Here is a 17,083-nt window from a genome sequence, read left to right as displayed (position 1 = left end):
GCTATTGCTGAAACGAGAGTAATAGATTTCCGTCTCCGTCGATCAGTCGATCCGGAAGGAGACGCCGTGGTCCGAGAGCAACGACCGCATCCGCTTTACGCCGCCCGTCGTGTCCCAGCCTTCGGCCGTGTAGTGCTTGTAGGGGTGACGGAGCCAAGAGTATTCCCGGTGAGCGAACACCTCGACCGCGTCTCGACCGTCCTGAAACAACGTGACGTGTAGCTGCCAGTCGTCGAGCGGAGAGTTCCGTCGGACCCAGCTGCCGGCCGACTTCCGGCCGTCCTCGTGAACCTTTAGCGAGGCGATCGGCTCGGGAGCGAAGGACATGGCCTCGAGGTCGGGCCGAAACGATCGAAGCTCGCGCTCGACGGTTCCGACGTACTCGGACGGGTGCATCGTACACTGTGCGAAGCCACCGAACGGTTCTTTGATCCGGTGGACGGTCGGGAGGACGCGACGCCGCGTTCGGGTCATCCAGTCGACGCCCGCCCTGGAGGCGTCGCGCTCGTCGTTCGTCGCCACGAAAGACTGTATCGAACCAGTGGGTAAAATCATTGTGGATCGGACGGCCCACCCTCAGCCAGCCTACAGATCCCGCAGCCGGATGCCGTCCTCGACCAGCCGGGCGTTCCGCTCGCGGTCGAGGTGTTCCCCGAGCTCCTCGTGTTCGTAGAGCTGACTGATAACGTCGGCGTAGAGCGTTCGCCAGGCGATGGCGTAGATCGGCGACTGTCCCCACGCCCGGAGCTCGGGGACGAGCTCGTCGTACGTCTCGAAGCGCGCTTCGAAGCGGTCGATCGCCTCGAGTACGTATCCCGCAGCCTCGCGGTCGTCTTCTGCCTGTTCGATCGCGCGGTTGAGTCGCCGTTCCCAGCCCGCGACCGCCTGTTGCATGTCCGCCGCCGCGTCCTCGTCGCCGTCGGGCAGCCGCTCGAGCAACGGTCTCGGGACGCCGAGTGACACCTCTTCCATGTGACGACGTACGGCCGCGCGGGTCAAGAAACCTCGTGCCGATGGCGAGAGTCAGGGCGTCAGTCGCTCGAGCGATCGCCACTCGATCCCCTCCTCGCCCACCAGCGCGAAGACCATCGTCTTGCGGACGCCGTGAGCCAGCCGAACGTCGAGGGCGAGGTCCCGTGGCTCGAAGACGTGTTCGGCGGGCAGCACCCTGATCAGCAGTTCGGAGTGACCGAGGTCGTCGACCGACGCGACGTCGGCGTACGTCCGGAAGTCGGCGCCGAACTTGTAGCCGGTCTTGGGGACGACGCCGCGCTCGCGCAGGGTCGTATAGACGCCCAATCGTCGGTCGAACCGGTCGCCCTCCACCTCGCGCCCGCGCTCGAGCACGGTCTCGGGATCGAGGTCGATCGCCCCCGCCTCAGCAAGGTGGGCCGCCTCGAGCAGCGAACACTGCAAGGTGGGCCGGTCGTACTCCCGTCCCTCGAGGGGCTGGCCGTAGAACGCCCGCTCGTAGAGGTCGGCCGGCGGCTCCCAGACGACGACGCGGTCGGCCAGCAGGTCGGCGTCGACCGCCGACGGCAGGTCGGCACTCGAGGTCCCGGAGATCTCCGGCTGGCCGATCTCGAAGTACGTGATCTCGCTTTCCTCGTCGACGACCGCGAGGACGCCCGGCTCGAGTTCGCTCGCGGGGACGTCGGTCCGTTCGCCGATCACCCGCATGGCGTACGCCACCTCGCCGTCTCCCGGCCCCTTCCCGCGGGGAAAGACCGCGAAGTCGGCCGCGGGCGGCTCGGCGAGCCACGGTTCGGCGGCGGGCGTGAGATAGAAGCCGCGCGAGCGCAGGTCGGCGTAGACGAGGAACTCGACGCCAAAGTCCGGGCCGGGTTCGCGTGCGGCGAACTCCCGGAAGCCAAGCCGCTCGTCGCCGTCGACGACCGCCTCGAGGTCGCCCCGGTACAGCAGGTGAGCCGCCTCGACGGGGGCGACCGCGATCTCGTTGCCCGTGAGTGGATAGCCGTAGCCGCGCGCATCGTGGTAGCGCTGGCGGGCGTCGCCGCCGATCCGGACGACGCCGTCGTCGAACCGCCCCTCGAGAGTCATACCCGTGGCTACCCCGCCGACGACAAAGGGGCTGTGGATTCGACGACGCCAGCTGGCCACGAACGAGCGGTGGATTCACGATCAGGGGCCCGTCTGGCTCTGTGCCGTCGGGTCGGACTCGAGGAGCCGTTCACACGTGGCGTCGAGACAGCGCCGTCCGCTCGCCGTCTCGAACGTCGGCAGGCCACAGCCACACTCGCCGTCGACGACGCCGCTTGGGATCACGAAGCCGGTCTCACAGTCTGGGTAGTGTTCACAGCCGGCGATCAGGCCGCCCCGCCGGAGGATCAGGAGGTCGCCACCGCAGGTCGGGCAGGTCCACTCGCGATCGAACGCCTCGCGGACGGCGTCGTCGAGCGACTCGCAGTCGCGATCGATACAGACGTCGAAGGCGAGGCCGCGTTCGACGCGCATGCGCGGGAGCCCACACGAGCACCGGGTGTCGAGGATCGTCGCGTCGGCCGGAATCGCGTACCGGTTGCCACAGTCGACGCAGTGAACGTCGGCGGATCGAACGAGCGCGCCGCCGCAGTCGGGACACTCACCGACGGGCGTTCCCGCCGCCGACGCCGGGTAGTGAGCGAAGGCGTCCTCGTCGTGGGCTGCGATCCGGAGACACTGCTCGCCTTTCTTCGCGACCAGCGAGAAGCCGTCCGCGGGGTCGCTCGAGACGGTGTCCGCCCGGGTGAGCCACGCGACGGGCTGGTAGCCGTCGACGTCGTGGACGAGGACGGTGTTGTCGGGCTTGACCACTGTCGTCACGCGGCCACGGTACTCCTCGCGGTCGGTGCCGTCGGTGATGACGGTGCAGTCGCCGGCCAGCACGCGGATCGCGTCGTCGATCATACCGGCGTTGGTCGCGTCACAGTATTTAAACTCGAGGCCGATCGTTGATCCCGGGAAGACGGATCGGGATTTATGACAGTCAGGCTCGAACGAATCCGTCGATGAGCCTCGATCCCGCCGACCCACGCTGTCCGGACTGTGACGGGCCCGTCGGGCAGACGTCGACGTACTGCATGCACTGTGGGGCCGACTTCGACGGGCCGGCGGGGGGCGAGGTCGACGACGGCTTCGATCGGCGGGACGACGAGTTCGAACGGGGGGTCACGAGGACGGAGCCCACCACGACCGGCGAGCGTGACGGCGGGTTGCTGGACCCGGATGGCCTGCTCGACAACACGCTCACCGTCGTCGTGGGCGTCGTCGCCGGCCTGATCGTCGGGCTCGTGAGTGTGTTCGTGCTGGTGTTCGTCACCGCGAGCGGGTGGGGGCTGTTGCTCGGCCTGCTGGCGTGGATCGGCGTCACCGTTCACCTCGTGCGCCAGCCGAGCATCGGCGACGCCGTCGCCTACGGGGGCTACGCGCTCGGAGCCGTCCTCCTCTCGGTGCCGATCATCGCGCTCAGCCCCGTCGTCGACGTCGACGGCGGGCTCTCGGGACGGCTCACTGCCGGGGGCATCCTGCTGGTCGTCGTCGCCGCGCCGGCCGGAATCGCCGTCGTGATCGGGTGGGCGGCCTCGCGGTTCGCTGGCGTGGGCTCCTCGGACGAATAATCGAAAAGCGGTCGCAGCCGAACCGGGCCGGCGATCAGTCGTCGCCGGGTGCCGCCGCACCGCCCTCGGCGCTGACGCCGGTGCCGGGGCCGATCTCGATCTCGAGTTCCTCGAGTTTCTCGTCGGGGACGACGCCGTCGACCCAGCCGCGGTGGTCGTAGTACTCGGCTTTCATCTCCTCGAGTTCGCAGTACTCGCCCTCGGAGGCGCCCTGGCCGGGGATGCCGTCCTCGCCCTCGAGGAAGCGCGCTGGCAGCGAGTCGTCGCTTCCGTCGAAGCCGGCGAGGTTGTTGTAGTAGCGCTCTAAGTTGTAGACCCGTTCGCCGGCTTTCAGCAGTTCGTCCTCGGTGACCTCGAGGCCGGTCATCCCGTTGTACTGGGTGACGTACTCCTCGATGCCCTCGGCGAAGGCGTTGAACTTGCAGATGTCGAACGAGTCGCTGATGGCGTGCAGATCCTGGAAGGCGGCGGTCAGCTCGCCTTTCCCCTCCCACTCGTAGGGATCGACCTTCTCGGGGATGCCGAGGATCTCGGCCGCCGGCGTGTAGCCACGCAGGTGGCAGGCCCCGCGGTTCGAGGTGGCGTAGCCGATGCCCATCCCCTTCATGCAGCGGGGGTCGTACGCCGGGATCGTCTGGCCCTTGACGGCCAGCGAGTTCTCGTGGGCGTCGAGCTCCTCGGCGACGCGGTCGGCACCCTCGGCGAGCAGGTCGCCGACGCCCTCGCGGTGGCCGATTCGTTTGATCATCTCGATCATCTCCTCGGTGTCGCCCCAGTCGATTCCCTCCTCGAGTTTGCCGTCTTCTGCCATCTCCATCGCCATCGCGAGCATGTTGCCCGTCTCGATGGCGTCGATCGAGAGGTCGTTACAGAGGTCGATCATCACGGCGATCGAGTCGCGGTCGTCGTTCATGGAGTTCGGCCCGAGCGAGAACGCGGGTTCGTACTCGAAGCTCTCCATCCGGACGTTCATGTCCTCGCCCTTGTGACGGTAGGTGACCTCGACTTCCTTCTTACACGCCACGGGACAGGAGTGACAGGTCGGTTCGTCGACTAAGATGTTCTCGCGGACGTTCTCCCCGGAGACGCGTTCGGCGTCGAAGTCGATCCCCCTGTCTTCGCTCGCACTCCGCGTACTCGTGTAGCGGGCGTTGCCCGTCGGGAGGCCGTCCATCTCCTCGGTGATGTTCATCAGGACGTTCGTCCCGTACACCGAGAGGCCGCCCTCGTTCGGCGCGGTGACGTCTGACTCCTGGATGGCCTGCATCGCCGCCTGGTGGCCCTCCATGAACGTCTCCTTGTCCGCGGGCTGGGGCATCCTCGTCGAGGACTTGACGACGACGGCCTTGAGCCCTTTCGAGCCCATCACGCCGCCCGTCCCGCCACGGCCCGAGGCGCGGTCGTCCTCGTTGATGATGCTGGCGTAGCGAACCTCGTTCTCGCCGCCGGGGCCGATCCCCATGATCGAGAGGTTCTTGCCGTAGGCGCCGTCGACTTCCTCCTCGAGCGTGTCACGGGCCTCGTGGAAGCCCTTGCCCCAGAGGTGGGAGGCGTCTCGCAGCTCCACCTCGCCGTCCTCGACGTAGGCGTAGACGGGGTCGTCGGCCTGCCCCTCGAACAGCAGGCCGTCGAAGCCGGCCCACTTCAGTCGGGCGCCGGACCAGCCACCCTGGTGGCTGTCGGTGACGGTGCCGGTGAGCGGCGATTTGGTGCAGACTGCGATGCGCCCGCTCATCGTCACCTGTGTCCCCGAGAGCGGACCGTTCATGAACGCGAGCAGGTTGTCGGGTCCGAGCGGGTCGACGTCCGGCCCCTGCTCGAAGACGTACTTTACGCCCAGTCCGCGCGCACCGATGTATTTTTTCGCGTCGTCGTCGTCGATCGACTCGTAGGCGACCGATCCGTCGCTCAGGTCGACGCGGGCGACTCTGTCTTGGAAACCGCCAAGTTCTGTCATGGTAAGTGCAGTACGTTATATTGCACGCCCAGCCTGTTAGTCGTTGCCACCCGTACGTAACCGAACCAGGTTACCGACGCCACCGGTGAATTTCATCCCGAAGGGTGAGTTCCCGAGCGCTCTTCGGCGATCGAACCGGCGCTCGCTCGTGGCAATACCTGCGAAAGCGTAACCGGAAGCTCCCTCACCGGGCCGCTACAGTAGCAGCGAGACGATCGCCAGGATCAGAAAGACGAGCACGAAGATGCGTGCGACCTCCATCGAGATTCCCGCGACGCCGCGCGCGCCGACCGCGGCCGCGACGATCGCGAGCACGAAGAAGACGATCGCCCAGTACAGGAAGCCGCCGTCGGCGAGCTGAAGCGGGGCTGCGGTCGCGAACATGAGCCGGCGTACCACCAGATCGCACATAAACACGGGTGACCGTCCAGCACCGTTCGGCGCCCTAAGCGCTTGCTACAGTTCGGTAAGCCGCGTTTCACCGGAGCGGAGCCGCGTCGGTTCCGTCAGCGGGGCGTCTATCGGCCGGGCTGGTATAGTACTCGTTGAACCGAGTTTCCCCCGGTCACAGCCGAGCGGGCAGCCTCGGCCTCGTTGGCGAGGCTGCCCGCCAACGGTCGTGACCGGGGGTGCACTGACGTTCAACGGTTACTATAGTTCTCACTCGTCGCCGTGCTCGCCGTCGAAAAACGCTCCACAGAGTTTCGCCTCGGCGGTTCGCAGGTGCTCGTGGAACGTCGGCCGGGAGACGCCCATCGACTGGGCCAGTTCCTCGCCCGTCGTCGGCCGGGGCCACTCGAAGTAGCCTCCGAGATACGCCCGCTGTAACGCAGCGAGCTGTCGCTCGGTGAGCTCCGCCTCGAGGCGGGCGGCGAACTCCTGGCGAGTCTCGCCGTCGCGCTCTCGCTGGCGGAACGAGACGACGTCGGTTTCAGGATACCGCTCTTCGACGGCCTCGATGACCGCGCGAACGTTCGCCGAGCGAGGGACCTCGAGTGTGAGCCGTGCACGGCCGTCCTCGGCGCGGATCGTCCGGGCGACGGCGCCGCGGTCGGAGAGCCACTCGACGACGTTGTCATCGCCCGAGAGTTCGACCAGGGAACTATCGCCACGGTCGACGATCGGCACCAGATCGAGGTCCTCGAGGTCGGCAGCGGCCGCCACGAGGTCGTCCATCGTCGCCCCGGTGGCGGAGTACAGCGACGCCGTCCCGCCGGTTCGGTGAACGGATCGGCGGTACTCGAGTGTGCAGTCGGCGGCCGCCGAGAGGGCGACCGGTGCGACGTCGTGGTCGACGAGCTCGAGGTCGACGGCGACGACGGCGTCGGTCGCGAGCATGCGGCTGGACTCGCGGGCGTTGATGCCGCTGGCGATCGCCCGGGCCAGCGCCGAGAGGATCACCTCCCCGCGGTCGTCGACGTCGTCTTCGTCGGTCGTCCGGACGACCAGCACGCCGTACTCGACGCCGCTGTAGGACAGCGGAACGGCAGCGACGGCCGTGTCGCCGACGGCGCCGACGGTCAGCTCGCCGTCTTCGAGCGCGACGACGGCCGGGTGGTCGTCGGCCTCGGCGGGTGACTCGGGCACGTCGCCGGCGCTCGCCCGGGGCTCGAGCGCGCCGGTGGCGGGACTTCGCTCGCCGATCCAGACGCCCTCGACGGTCGGCTCGTCGACGAATCGGTCACAGACGGCCACCTCGAGCTCCGACCGGGAGGCCGCACCGGCGATGGCGGTCGTCACGTCCTGGATCAGCCCCTCGACGCGTTCCAGGACGGACTCGAGTTCGTCCCGGTGGCGCTCGACCTCGAGTTCAGCCTCCTTGCGGGCGGTGACGTCGTTCTGGAAGCCGACGTAGTTCGTGACTTCCCCGTCGTCGTCGTACATCGGGGCGAGCGTGACCTCGTTCCAGAACGGCGTGCCGTCCTTGCGGTAGTTCACGAGTTCGACGGTCACTGGCCGATCATCGTCGATGGCCTCGCGCATCTCGTCGACCGTCTCGGGATCGGAGGCCTCCCCCTGCAGGAATCGACAGTTTCGGCCGACGACCTCGTCGAACGGGTAGCCCGTCGTCCGCTCGAAGGCGTCGTTGACGTAGATCAACGGATTGTCCTCGCGGGCGGGATCGGAGATCGCGACGCCGACGGGCGTCTCGGCTACCGCACGCCCCTTGAGTATCTCGTCGTCGTCGCGGGCTGGACCGTCGGGAACGAACGTGATCGTCGCGCCGTCGACGCCACGGTGGAGCCGAGCGTCGAACCGGTCGTCCGCGAGCGACACCGTTCGAGCCGCGCCGACGGCCGTCTCGTCGACGATCGGCTCGAGTCGTTCCCACGTCGTCCCGAGCACGTCCGCCGGCGAACGACCGCTCGCCTCCGCAGGCGCGTCGAACGCCTCGGCCGCGGCGGCGTTCAGGTACGTGATCGTCCCGTCGGCGACGGCGACGACTGGATCGACGATGCGCTCGAGGGCGGCGGTCGCGGCCGACGCCTCGCCGGCTCCCCCGTTGCCCCGCTCCGTACCGGTCTCGTCCATGTTCCCTACATAGGAAGGGGATCACCTCAAACGTATTGGTCGGTCCATCGACCGGTCCTCGCCGTCCTCGTCCGCCGAACGTTCACTCCGGACATACACAGGTTTTATGTGTACCCAAGCTGTATGCTACCACATGTCAGTCGAAAGAGCCAGGTCGCCGTTCGACCGTCTCCGACGGAAGTTCGAGGACTCCGAGCTTCGCTGTCGCGCGTGTGGCTACCTGAACGACGATGGCGGGTGGCGGGTGACCACGACCGGCAGTCGCGTCCGGTACCAGCACGTCTGTCCGAAGTGCGATAACATCGAGACCAGAGAGCTCCGCCTCGGCTGAGCGCCCCCGGCGTCGTAGACGAAGCCGCTTTACGTCCCTGGCTGCTTCTCCCGGTAATGAGTCACCCCACGCCCGAGGTCTACGAGCAGGGCAAGGGCATGGACGCCCACAACCAGGTGATGCGGGAGATCCGCGCGCGAAAGGAGCGCAGCTACGACCCGCACGAGCCGACCCGCGTCTGGCTGGACGAGGACAACACCCCCGACGGCGTCAGGGAGAGTCTGACGATCATCTTAAACACCGGCGGCTGCCGGTGGGCCCGCGCCGGCGGCTGTACGATGTGTGGCTACGTCGCCGAGTCGGTCGAGGGCGGCTCCGTGAGCCACGAGGCCCTGCTGGACCAGGTCGACGTCTGTCTCGAGCACGAGGCCGAAAATGCGGACGAGCCCGCCCCGCTCGTGAAGATCTATACCTCGGGTTCGTTCCTCGACGACCGCGAGGTCGGCCCCGACACTCGCGAAGCGATCGCCGAGACGTTCGCCGACCGCGAGCGGATGGTCCTCGAGTCGCTGCCGGATTTCGTCGCCCGGGAGAAACTCGAGGTCTTCACCGACCACGGCCTCGCCGTCGACGTCGCGATCGGCCTCGAGACGGCCACCGACCGGGTTCGCCGGGACTGCGTGAACAAGTACTTCGACTTCGCAGACTTCGAGGCCGCCTGTGCAGAGGCCGTGGCCGCCGACGCCGGCGTGAAGGCCTACCTGCTGATGAAGCCGCCCTTCCTCACCGAGTCCGAAGCGGTCGAGGACATGATCTCCTCGATCGAGCGCTGTGCCGGGGTCGACGGCTGTCACACGATCTCGATGAACCCTACCAACGTCCAGCGCTACACCATGGTCGACGAGCTCTACTTCCGTGGGGGCTACCGGCCGCCGTGGCTCTGGTCGGTCGCTCACGTCCTCCGCGAGACCGCCGACGTCGACGCCATCGTCGTCTCCGATCCCGTCGGCCACGGCTCCGATCGCGGGCCACACAACTGCAAGGAGTGTGACGACCTCGTCCAGAAGGCGATCAAGGACTTCAACCTCCGGTCCGATCCGACGGTCTTCGAGCAGGTCTCGTGTGACTGCGAGGCGACCTGGGAGGCCGTACTGGAACACGAACGGGGCTACAACGCGCCACTGACGCGCTGACTCCGCCTCTCTCGGGGAAATAGCCAGAACCGTTATATGACCGGTCGTAGAACGTAGCCGCGACGGGGGGAGGCGTCAGTCGTTGCCAGATGATCGCCGATGGGGGCTCTACAACAGCCAATCCCTCCGTCCGTGACGACGGCGGCTCCATCCGATCGTCGTCACGTTCATCGTCCCGTTTCGACTCGAGCACCGTCGACGGCGAGCGGCGGCGGCGTCGAACGGGAACGTCGAACCCGCGGCCGAAGCGTCCTCGAGCGGCAGGCTTCGGCGACCGACTGACGTCTCAGGCTGAGTCTACAGCGCGCTCGAATCCCGTGAGGACGCCCTGTCCGTCCGTCCCACCGACGTCGGGCAGCGTCACCCGTTCGGGGTGAGGCATCAACACCGCGACGGTCTCGCGCTCGCCGAGGACGCCCGCGACGTTGTGCTTCGAACCGTTGGGGTTGACTCCCTCGCGCACCTCGCCGTCGGCGTCGCAGTACCGAAAGAGGATCCGGTCGTCGGCCTCGAGTTCCTCGAGGCGGTCGTCGTCGACCTCGTAGCGACCCTCGGCGTGGGCGATCGGGACCTCGATCACGTCGCCTTCCTCGTACGCCGCCGTCCAGGGGGTGTCGTCGCGCTCGACGCGCAGGTAGACGGACTCACACTGGAAGCGCGCGCTCTCGTTGGTGGTGAACGCGCCCTCGGTGAGCCCTGACTCACAGCCGATCTGCGCGCCGTTGCAGATGCCAAGCACCGGAACGCCGTCGGCGGCGGCCTCGCGCACCTCGGCCATGATCGGCGAGTGGGCGGCCATCGCCCCCGCGCGCAGGTAGTCGCCGTAGGAGAAGCCGCCGGGGAGGACGATGCCCGTCGTGTCGTCCGGCAGGCCGTCCTCGTGCCAGACGATCTCAGCGTCGATCCCCAGGTGCTCGAGGGCGGCCTCGGCGTCGCGGTCGCAGTTCGAGCCGCCGAAGCGGATGATCGCGACCGTCACAGTCTCCACCCCTCGGTGTTGTGACCGACGGTCGCGGTCAGTGTGATCGAAACGGTCATCTACTGCTCGTCGACCTCCACGTCGTAGTCGTGGATGGTCGGATTCGCGAGGAGTCGTTCGGCCATCTCGTCCGCGCGCGCCGCGGCCGCCTCGGCGTCCTCGGCCTCGAGGTCGATCTCGAACCGATCCGTCGAGCGCAGGCCCTCGAGTTCGAATCCGAGGCGCTCGAGTGAGCGTTTGGTCGTCTCGGCTTCGGGGTCGAGGACGCCGCGTTTGAGTCGGACGGTCACCGTCGCGGTGTAGGCAGTCATCACCTGAAACCCCGTATCCGTGCTCAAAAACGCTTTCGCCTTTGGGCCGTGATACACGTTCGTGGATACTCGCTCGAGGCGAACGGCCTCGCTCGAAGAAGCGGCACAGACGACGCTCGAGTCAAGCTCGTGTCGCATTGCTCTCTATTCAGGTCACTCGGGGCGAGCAATTCTCGAAAAACAGCGCCGAAGCCAGGACTCGAACAGGTGCGAGACGGTCGACCTCACTTCGTTCGGCCGCGTGCGACTCGCGTGTTCGAGTCTGGCTCGTTCCGCTGGTTTTCTCGCCGGGTTCGCTCGGAGCGACCGCTCCTCGCGAGTAATTGCTCGAAAAACAGCGCCGAAGCCAGGACTCGAACCTGGGACAACCTCGTTAACAGCGAGGTGCTCTACCATCTGAGCTACTTCGGCTCATCTTCGAGTTGACGCGTGGATTTGATAGGGCTTTCGTTTTGCCCTCGGCGAGTTCGACACGCTTTCACGCGCCGCTCGAGTACGCACACTCGATGACCGACGAGGACGCCGACGGAACCGACGCAGACGAGGCGGCCGAGGACGCCGACGGCAATCTCGAGGCCGTTCTCTCGCGGGTCCGCGAGCGGATCGATCCAGACGAAGCAGAACGCGAGCGACTCGAGGCGGTCGCCGAGACGCTCCTCGAGCGCGCCGAGTCGGCGGCCCAGGAGGTGTGCCCGGCTGCAGACGTCATGCGGGTCGGCTCCACGGCCCGGGACACCTGGATCAGCGGCGACCGCGACGTCGACGTCTTCGTCCGCTTCCCGCCTGACCTCGACCGCGAGACGCTCGAGCGATACGGCCTCGAGGTCGGCCACGCGACGCTGCCCGGCGGCCACGAGGAGTACGCCGAACACCCCTACGTGAAAGGCGAGTTCGAGGGGTTCGCAGTCGACGTCGTCCCCTGTTTTCGACTCGAGACGGCGACGGACATCCACTCGGCCGTCGACCGAACGCCGTTTCACACCGCCTACGTCAGGGATCGACTCGACGCCGACCTCGCCGCAGACGTTCGGCTGACGAAGGCGTTCACGAAGGGAATCGGCGTCTACGGGAGCGACCTCCGGACGCGCGGCTTCAGCGGCTATCTCACCGAGTTGCTCGTCGCCGAGTACGGCGGATTTCTCGCGCTGCTCGAGGCCGCCGCGGAGTGGCGGCCGCCGATTCGTCTCGATCCCGAAGGTCACGGGCAGGCGACGTTCGACGACGCGCTCGTGGTGATCGATCCGACCGACCCCGAGCGCAACGTCGCGGCCGTCTGCTCGGCCGAGAGCGTCGCCCGCTTTCAGCACTACGCCCGCGCGTTTCTCGACGAGCCCCGGGTCGGGTTCTTCGACTCGGTCGAAGCCGACCCACTCACCCCGGGAGAACTGCGCGAGCACCTCGAGCGTCGCGGGACGACGCCCGTCGCGATCCGCTTTTTTGCACCCGACCTCGTCGACGACCAGCTCTACCCCCAGCTTCGCAAATCGCTCGCGGGCGTCACGCGCGGGCTCGAGGATCGTGACTTCGACGTCTTCCGCGCCACGCTGGCCGCCGACGAGACGGCCGTCCTCTTCGTCGAGCTCGCCGTCGCCGAGCGGCCGGTGATCGAACGCCACGAGGGGCCGCCGGTCCACGTCCGGGGCCACGCCGAGGGCTTCTACGAGGCGTACGCCGACGACCCCGACGTCTACGGCCCGTTCCTCGACGGCGACCGGTACGTCGCCGAACGCGACCGGGAGTTCACCACCGCCCGGGCCTTCCTCGAGAGCGACCGCCTCTTCGACGTCAGCCTCGGGGCCCACGTCCAGACCGCGCTCGAGGAGGACTACGAGCTGCTCGTCGGCGAGGAGATCGTGGCGTTGCTCGAGGAGTTCGGCGAGGAGCTGGCACGGTATTTCGAGCCGCGGCCGTAACGCAACCGAAGGCCGTCCGTCCGCGCTCTCGAGGGCGGTTTTGGATGTCGTGGGGCGTACAGGGACGGAAATGGGCGTCGCCGGCGACGAGTCGGCCAACGCCGTAATGATGACGTCGGTGATCGAGCGCGATTTCGGATTGTGGTATCCACCTGCGATCGGATTCGACTCTCCACTGAACTCACGGACGGGTTCGCCTTCCAGTCGGATTCCTCCCACGACTAACGTCGTGGGCTTCCTCCTTGCACTTCTGTGAACCGATAGCGTCCCCTCTCCAGCGGCACGAGTTGACAGATCGGTAAATATATCATGATCGGAGTTCATTATAGCACACTTACATGTATGGTTCGGAACCGAGCGATGCGGTCGAAACTCTCATCAGCCGACTCGAGTTGCTCGATCGGTTCTGTCGCTCGCCGGCTCACATCAGGGATATTACCGACGAAACTGGCCACTCCCGGTCGACGGTTCACCGCGCGGTCAACGAACTCACGGAGCTCGGAGTCGTCACCCGAACCGACGACGGAATCGAGGCGACGATCACTGGACGGATCGCTCGTGATCAGCTCACGTCGTCTCTGGCGGATTTCGACGACATCCTCAAGGCGCGGGCCGTGCTGGAGCCACTGCCCGCACAGAGTACGATTACCTCGGCGGCGATAGCCGGGGCTGAAACGATACTCGCCGAGGAGCCGACTCCGTACCGGCCGGCTGATCGGTTTCACGAGGCACTGGCCGATGCGACGACGTTTCGAGCGGTCCTTCCCACACTCGAGGAGTCGCGAACGATCAGGGTGTTGTACGAACACGTTGTAACTCGTGAGAACCGAGCGGAGTTGGTCGTCTCCCAGGCCGTCTTCGAGACGTTACGGACGGAGTTTCCACGACGGATGGCCGTGCTTGCTGAATCCGACCACTGTGCCGTCCACGTCAGCGACGTCCCCGAGTACACCCTCGGCGTACTCGAGCATCGACCGACACCAGGTGCGGAGCGTACAACGAGTGTTCACGTCGTCGTACACAACGACAGTGGCGGTATCCACGGGCTGCTCGTCAACGAAACAGAACGCGCCGTTTCGTGGGCACGTGACCTGTACGAGCGCTGTCGCCGCAGCGGGACGGATCGAACGGAGGAGTTGCTCGCCGACGTCGGCGAGAATACGGAGGTCAACGATCAGCCAGGGCGAGGAACCTGCGGGCACTCGCTGCCAGTTTCGCTCGAGCGAGCGGGGTTCGTGACGATCGGCGCGTCGTACTTCCAGAATGAGCCAGTCGCGAAGCCAGCGACGGCGTGGCGAGCCGAACTCTCGCCGGCCGAGGTACACGTCGGTTACGCGGTTGCGAGAGAGGCGCAACCGACTGTGGAGGAGTCGACGACCGATGCGGCCGAACTCGAGGGAGTGGAGTCGGACGGACGAGATTCGGGAATCGGTGCCGAACTCGCTGCCGAACTGGGTGCAGGAACGAACGCCATCGTCCTCGGTCCGCCCGGATCAGGAAAGAGTACGATCTGTAAGCAAGTCGCCTGTCGGTGGTACGCGGACGATCGTGGCCCGGTATTCTACCGCGACGGAACTACCGATCGGTCCGTCGACGCTGTTGACGACTTCGTCGCCCACCTCAGGAGCGTCGAAGGGCACGCACTCGTCGTCGTCGAAGACGCGACCCGGGCCGACGCCGAGGCCGTTTTCGAGCTGCTCGAACGCGTCGATCACCGCGAAGACGTGAGCGTGTTACTCGACGCTCGAGAGCACGAGTGGAGGACGTTCACGGATCAGCGAGCGTCGATACCCGATCTCGCGGTCGTTCACGTGCCGCCGCTGCGAGCGGCCGACTGCGAGCGGTTCGTCGACCACTTCGAGCGAACGGTTGGCCGGCCGGTCGAGCCGTCGGCCGCCGACCTCTGGGCGGCGATCAGAGAGGATCCCGGCGACGGCGACGAGCAGCAGCCCCACGAACTGCTCCGGCTGGTCCACCGGCTCTCGACGTACGCCGATCCGCTCGCAGAGGACGCAACCGCCCTCGAGGAGACGGTGGCGTCGGTCTATGCCTCGCTGGCGGAAGACGAACTGGCGCTGTCAGTCGGTCTCCTCGCGAACACGCTCATCGCGGCAGGGATCGGTACCGTTCGAGGACTCCTCTACGCCGTTGGGGACGCCGACGACCTCGGCGCGGTGGAGAACGCACTGGAGACGGTACACGGACAGGTGCTGTTTCCACGGGAAGACGGGGGATATCGAACCGTTCACGAGGACTGGGCGACGGCATTTCTCCACCACCACCGCCGCGTCGCCGGTTCGGAGGACGCCTCCGAACGGTTCGGCGCGATCCTGGGTGCTCTCCTGTCGCTTGCGAACGATCCAGCTCGCTGTGAGCAAATTGCCAGCCACCTCGGCGAGCCGACGGTTCTGGAGCCAGTCACGGAAGCGCCAGCAGAGTGGGTGACGGCGACGGTCGACGCCGTGTATGCCCTGGGCGAACGCCGATCGCAGCTCGCCCCGTTGTTCGGCGATGGCCACGAGAACCCGTTCGAACTTCCCGACGCCTGTCCGGAGCCAGTCGTCCTCGAGCGACACCACCGACTCGGCGACCTGTTTCTGGCCGGCGGCTACTACGACCGTGCCGAGACCGCCTTCGAACGCGCCTCGAGCGACCGGCCCGACCACGCGATTGAACGGCTGCTCGGATTGGCTCGCGTCGCGTTCAATCGCGGCGAGTACGACGAGGTGATCGACCACTGCCGTACGTGTCTATCGCGGCTGGAATCCGACGACGAGACGCTGGACCGCGAAACGCGGGCGACCCTTCGGGCTCGAACTCGGGTTCGTCTCGGCGAAGGACTGGCCGAGAAAGGCGAGTACGACGAAGCTGCCTCACAGTACGAGCGGGCACTCCTCGAGTTCCGCGACAGGAACGACCGGGGGTGGGAATCGAAAACCCGGCAGCGAATCGCCGACCTGGCGTTCCAGCGCGGCGAGTACGACGATGCAGCGGACAGGTACGAATCGTGCCTGAAGAGTCGACGCGAGCTGGGCGACCGTCGCGGCGAAGCCGAACTCTGCAATTCGCTGGGGAACGTCGCTTGGCAACAGGGCGACTTCGATCGGGCGGGCGAACTGTTCGAACGAACCCTCGAGATACAGACCGCCGTGGGTGATCGTCACGCCGTCGCGAGCGTTCTGAACAACCTCGGGGCCGTCGAACTCATGCGGGAACACTACGGGAAGGCGGCCGAGTTCTTCGAGCGAAGCCTCGAAGACAGCCGAGCGGTCGGCGACCAGCCCGGCGTGGCCAAGTGTCTCCACAACCTCGGACGGGTACACGAGGAAGCGGGAGAGTTTGATCGCGCGACGGAATACTACGAACGCAGCCTGGAGATCAAACGCGATCTCGGCGACCGGCCGCTGTTGACCACGTCGGTCACGACGCTCGGAACGGTCGAAGGTCGACGGGGCAACTACGGTCGAGCGGCCGAGTACCAGGAGCGTGCGCTCGAGCTCACCCGAGAACTGGGCGACCGTCACGGGACAGCGAGGTGCCTTCATAACCTCGGGCAGATCAACCACCGGCAGGGGAACTTCGAGGAGGCGGTCGAGTGCTACGAGGACAGTCTGGCGATCAAAGAAGCGATCGGCGACCGGGGCGACCTCGTCCCCTCGTTCACCAACCTCGCGACGATTGCTGCCAAGCGCGGCGAACACGATCGAGCTCGAGCGTACGCCGACCGAGGACTCGAGGTCGCGATGGCGGTTGACATCTCGGATCAACTCGCCGGAAGCTACCTCTGCCAGGCCGAAATCGCCCTTCGAACGGACGCGGACGATCGGGCTGAGAATCGGCTCGAGCGCGCGCTCTCGGCCGTCGAGACCGAAGACGGGCTGCTCGGCCTCGAGATCCGGCTGGCGATGGCACGACTCGCCCGCCTTCGCGGGAACCACGAGCGAGCGAGCTCGATTGCCGGCGAGGTACGCACAGGGGCCGAGCGTCTGGATGCAGCCTACTGGGTCGCACAGGCCGATCGACTACTCGGCGAACTCCACCTCGAATCAGGGTCGCCAGCGGACGCCCACGAGAGTCTGGATCGCGCCCTCGAGTACTTCGAACGCGCTGGGGCGGTTCGCTACGCTCTGTCGACCCTGGAGACGCTCCTCGAGATGAAGGCTGTCGACGACGATGCTCGAGCGAGGTACCTCGAGCGGGGGCGAGCGCTGCTGACGGCGGCACCCGAAGACGTTTCCCAGCGACATGCGGCCTGGCTATCGGATACCAGCGGTCGATAGCAACGGCTCGTCGCGAAGTATGTCCGTCCG

General features: G+C 66.7%; 14 protein-coding genes and 1 tRNA gene. 5 read left to right on the top strand and 10 right to left on the bottom strand.

Annotated elements, in window-relative coordinates:
• Positions 1-42: 42 nt before the first annotated feature.
• From NMQ09_RS03635 to NMQ09_RS03620, 4 genes are all read right to left on the bottom strand, one after another.
• Complete coding sequence (locus tag NMQ09_RS03635) at positions 43-522, bottom strand: hypothetical protein (RefSeq protein WP_255193087.1); 480 nt, start codon at positions 520-522, stop codon at positions 43-45.
• A gap of 63 nt (positions 523-585) precedes the next feature.
• Positions 586-972, bottom strand: coding sequence for a DUF7971 family protein (locus tag NMQ09_RS03630; protein ID WP_255193086.1), 387 nt, complete (start codon positions 970-972; stop codon positions 586-588).
• A 51-nt stretch (positions 973-1,023) separates the two neighbouring features.
• Positions 1,024-2,061, bottom strand: a complete 1,038-nt coding sequence (gene endA, locus NMQ09_RS03625) for a tRNA-intron lyase (protein WP_255193085.1) — start codon at positions 2,059-2,061, stop codon at positions 1,024-1,026.
• 81 nt (positions 2,062-2,142) lie between these two features.
• Positions 2,143-2,907 (bottom strand): topoisomerase DNA-binding C4 zinc finger domain-containing protein, encoded by a 765-nt coding sequence (locus NMQ09_RS03620; protein WP_255193084.1) that lies wholly within the window; start codon positions 2,905-2,907, stop codon positions 2,143-2,145.
• A 101-nt stretch (positions 2,908-3,008) separates the two neighbouring features.
• Here NMQ09_RS03620 and NMQ09_RS03615 point away from each other — a divergent pair, with 101 nt between their 5' ends.
• Entirely contained in the window at positions 3,009-3,617 is a 609-nt protein-coding gene (locus NMQ09_RS03615; protein ID WP_255193083.1) for a hypothetical protein, read from the top strand.
• A 34-nt stretch (positions 3,618-3,651) separates the two neighbouring features.
• Here the strand turns inward: NMQ09_RS03615 and NMQ09_RS03610 are convergent, their stop codons facing one another.
• From NMQ09_RS03610 to NMQ09_RS03600, 3 genes are all read right to left on the bottom strand, one after another.
• On the bottom strand, positions 3,652-5,574 hold the full coding sequence (locus NMQ09_RS03610; protein WP_255193082.1) for an aldehyde ferredoxin oxidoreductase family protein: 1,923 nt from the start codon (positions 5,572-5,574) through the stop codon (positions 3,652-3,654).
• A 195-nt stretch (positions 5,575-5,769) separates the two neighbouring features.
• On the bottom strand, positions 5,770-5,958 hold the full coding sequence (locus tag NMQ09_RS03605) for a DUF1328 family protein (protein ID WP_255193081.1): 189 nt from the start codon (positions 5,956-5,958) through the stop codon (positions 5,770-5,772).
• Between the two features lie 276 nt (positions 5,959-6,234).
• On the bottom strand, positions 6,235-8,106 hold the full coding sequence (locus tag NMQ09_RS03600; RefSeq protein WP_255193080.1) for a bacterio-opsin activator domain-containing protein: 1,872 nt from the start codon (positions 8,104-8,106) through the stop codon (positions 6,235-6,237).
• 133 nt (positions 8,107-8,239) lie between these two features.
• Between NMQ09_RS03600 and NMQ09_RS03595 the strand changes: the two genes are divergently transcribed.
• Positions 8,240-8,437 carry an HVO_0649 family zinc finger protein gene (locus NMQ09_RS03595; protein WP_255193079.1) on the top strand — a complete coding sequence of 66 codons (198 nt, stop codon included), beginning with the start codon at positions 8,240-8,242 and terminating at the stop codon, positions 8,435-8,437.
• Positions 8,438-8,493: 56 nt separating this feature from the next.
• Positions 8,494-9,570 (top strand): archaeosine biosynthesis radical SAM protein RaSEA, encoded by a 1,077-nt coding sequence (locus NMQ09_RS03590; protein ID WP_255193078.1) that lies wholly within the window; start codon positions 8,494-8,496, stop codon positions 9,568-9,570.
• 286 nt (positions 9,571-9,856) lie between these two features.
• Here NMQ09_RS03590 and purQ read toward each other — a convergent pair whose 3' ends face one another.
• From purQ to NMQ09_RS03575, 3 genes are all read right to left on the bottom strand, one after another.
• Complete coding sequence (gene purQ / locus NMQ09_RS03585) at positions 9,857-10,549, bottom strand: phosphoribosylformylglycinamidine synthase I (RefSeq protein ID WP_255193077.1); 693 nt, start codon at positions 10,547-10,549, stop codon at positions 9,857-9,859.
• Between the two features lie 59 nt (positions 10,550-10,608).
• A complete protein-coding gene (gene purS / locus NMQ09_RS03580) occupies positions 10,609-10,860 on the bottom strand; it encodes a phosphoribosylformylglycinamidine synthase subunit PurS (RefSeq protein WP_255193076.1) in 252 nt (83 codons plus the stop codon).
• A gap of 338 nt (positions 10,861-11,198) precedes the next feature.
• Positions 11,199-11,271: transfer RNA gene (locus NMQ09_RS03575), tRNA-Asn, on the bottom strand.
• A gap of 95 nt (positions 11,272-11,366) precedes the next feature.
• On the opposite strand from NMQ09_RS03575, the gene cca reads away from it, so the two are divergent.
• Both cca and NMQ09_RS03565 read left to right on the top strand, forming a co-directional pair.
• On the top strand, positions 11,367-12,773 hold the full coding sequence (cca, locus tag NMQ09_RS03570; protein WP_255193075.1) for a CCA tRNA nucleotidyltransferase: 1,407 nt from the start codon (positions 11,367-11,369) through the stop codon (positions 12,771-12,773).
• Positions 12,774-13,111: 338 nt separating this feature from the next.
• Positions 13,112-17,053, top strand: coding sequence for a tetratricopeptide repeat protein (locus NMQ09_RS03565; RefSeq protein WP_255193074.1), 3,942 nt, complete (start codon positions 13,112-13,114; stop codon positions 17,051-17,053).
• Positions 17,054-17,083: the final 30 nt, after the last annotated feature.

This window comes from Natronobeatus ordinarius (genome assembly GCF_024362485.1).
GTDB classification, from domain to species: domain Archaea; phylum Halobacteriota; class Halobacteria; order Halobacteriales; family Natrialbaceae; genus Natronobeatus; species Natronobeatus ordinarius.
Note: the sequence above shows the minus strand (reverse complement) of the source record. Positions and strands in the feature narration are given on the sequence as shown.

Bases quoted from the DNA above. Each gene is read 5' to 3' on its own strand.
- purS (WP_255193076.1), bottom strand. From the start codon at position 10,860: ATGACTGCCTACACCGCGACGGTGACCGTCCGACTCAAACGCGGCGTC.
- NMQ09_RS03600 (WP_255193080.1), bottom strand. From the start codon at position 8,106: ATGGACGAGACCGGTACGGAGCGGGGCAACGGGGGAGCCGGCGAGGCG.
- NMQ09_RS03615 (WP_255193083.1), top strand. From the start codon at position 3,009: ATGAGCCTCGATCCCGCCGACCCACGCTGTCCGGACTGTGACGGGCCC.
- NMQ09_RS03605 (WP_255193081.1), bottom strand. From the start codon at position 5,958: ATGTTCGCGACCGCAGCCCCGCTTCAGCTCGCCGACGGCGGCTTCCTG.
- NMQ09_RS03590 (WP_255193078.1), top strand. From the start codon at position 8,494: ATGAGTCACCCCACGCCCGAGGTCTACGAGCAGGGCAAGGGCATGGAC.
- NMQ09_RS03620 (WP_255193084.1), bottom strand. From the start codon at position 2,907: ATGATCGACGACGCGATCCGCGTGCTGGCCGGCGACTGCACCGTCATC.
- endA (WP_255193085.1), bottom strand. From the start codon at position 2,061: ATGACTCTCGAGGGGCGGTTCGACGACGGCGTCGTCCGGATCGGCGGC.
- NMQ09_RS03610 (WP_255193082.1), bottom strand. From the start codon at position 5,574: ATGACAGAACTTGGCGGTTTCCAAGACAGAGTCGCCCGCGTCGACCTG.
- NMQ09_RS03565 (WP_255193074.1), top strand. From the start codon at position 13,112: ATGTATGGTTCGGAACCGAGCGATGCGGTCGAAACTCTCATCAGCCGA.
- cca (WP_255193075.1), top strand. From the start codon at position 11,367: ATGACCGACGAGGACGCCGACGGAACCGACGCAGACGAGGCGGCCGAG.
- NMQ09_RS03595 (WP_255193079.1), top strand. From the start codon at position 8,240: ATGTCAGTCGAAAGAGCCAGGTCGCCGTTCGACCGTCTCCGACGGAAG.
- NMQ09_RS03630 (WP_255193086.1), bottom strand. From the start codon at position 972: ATGGAAGAGGTGTCACTCGGCGTCCCGAGACCGTTGCTCGAGCGGCTG.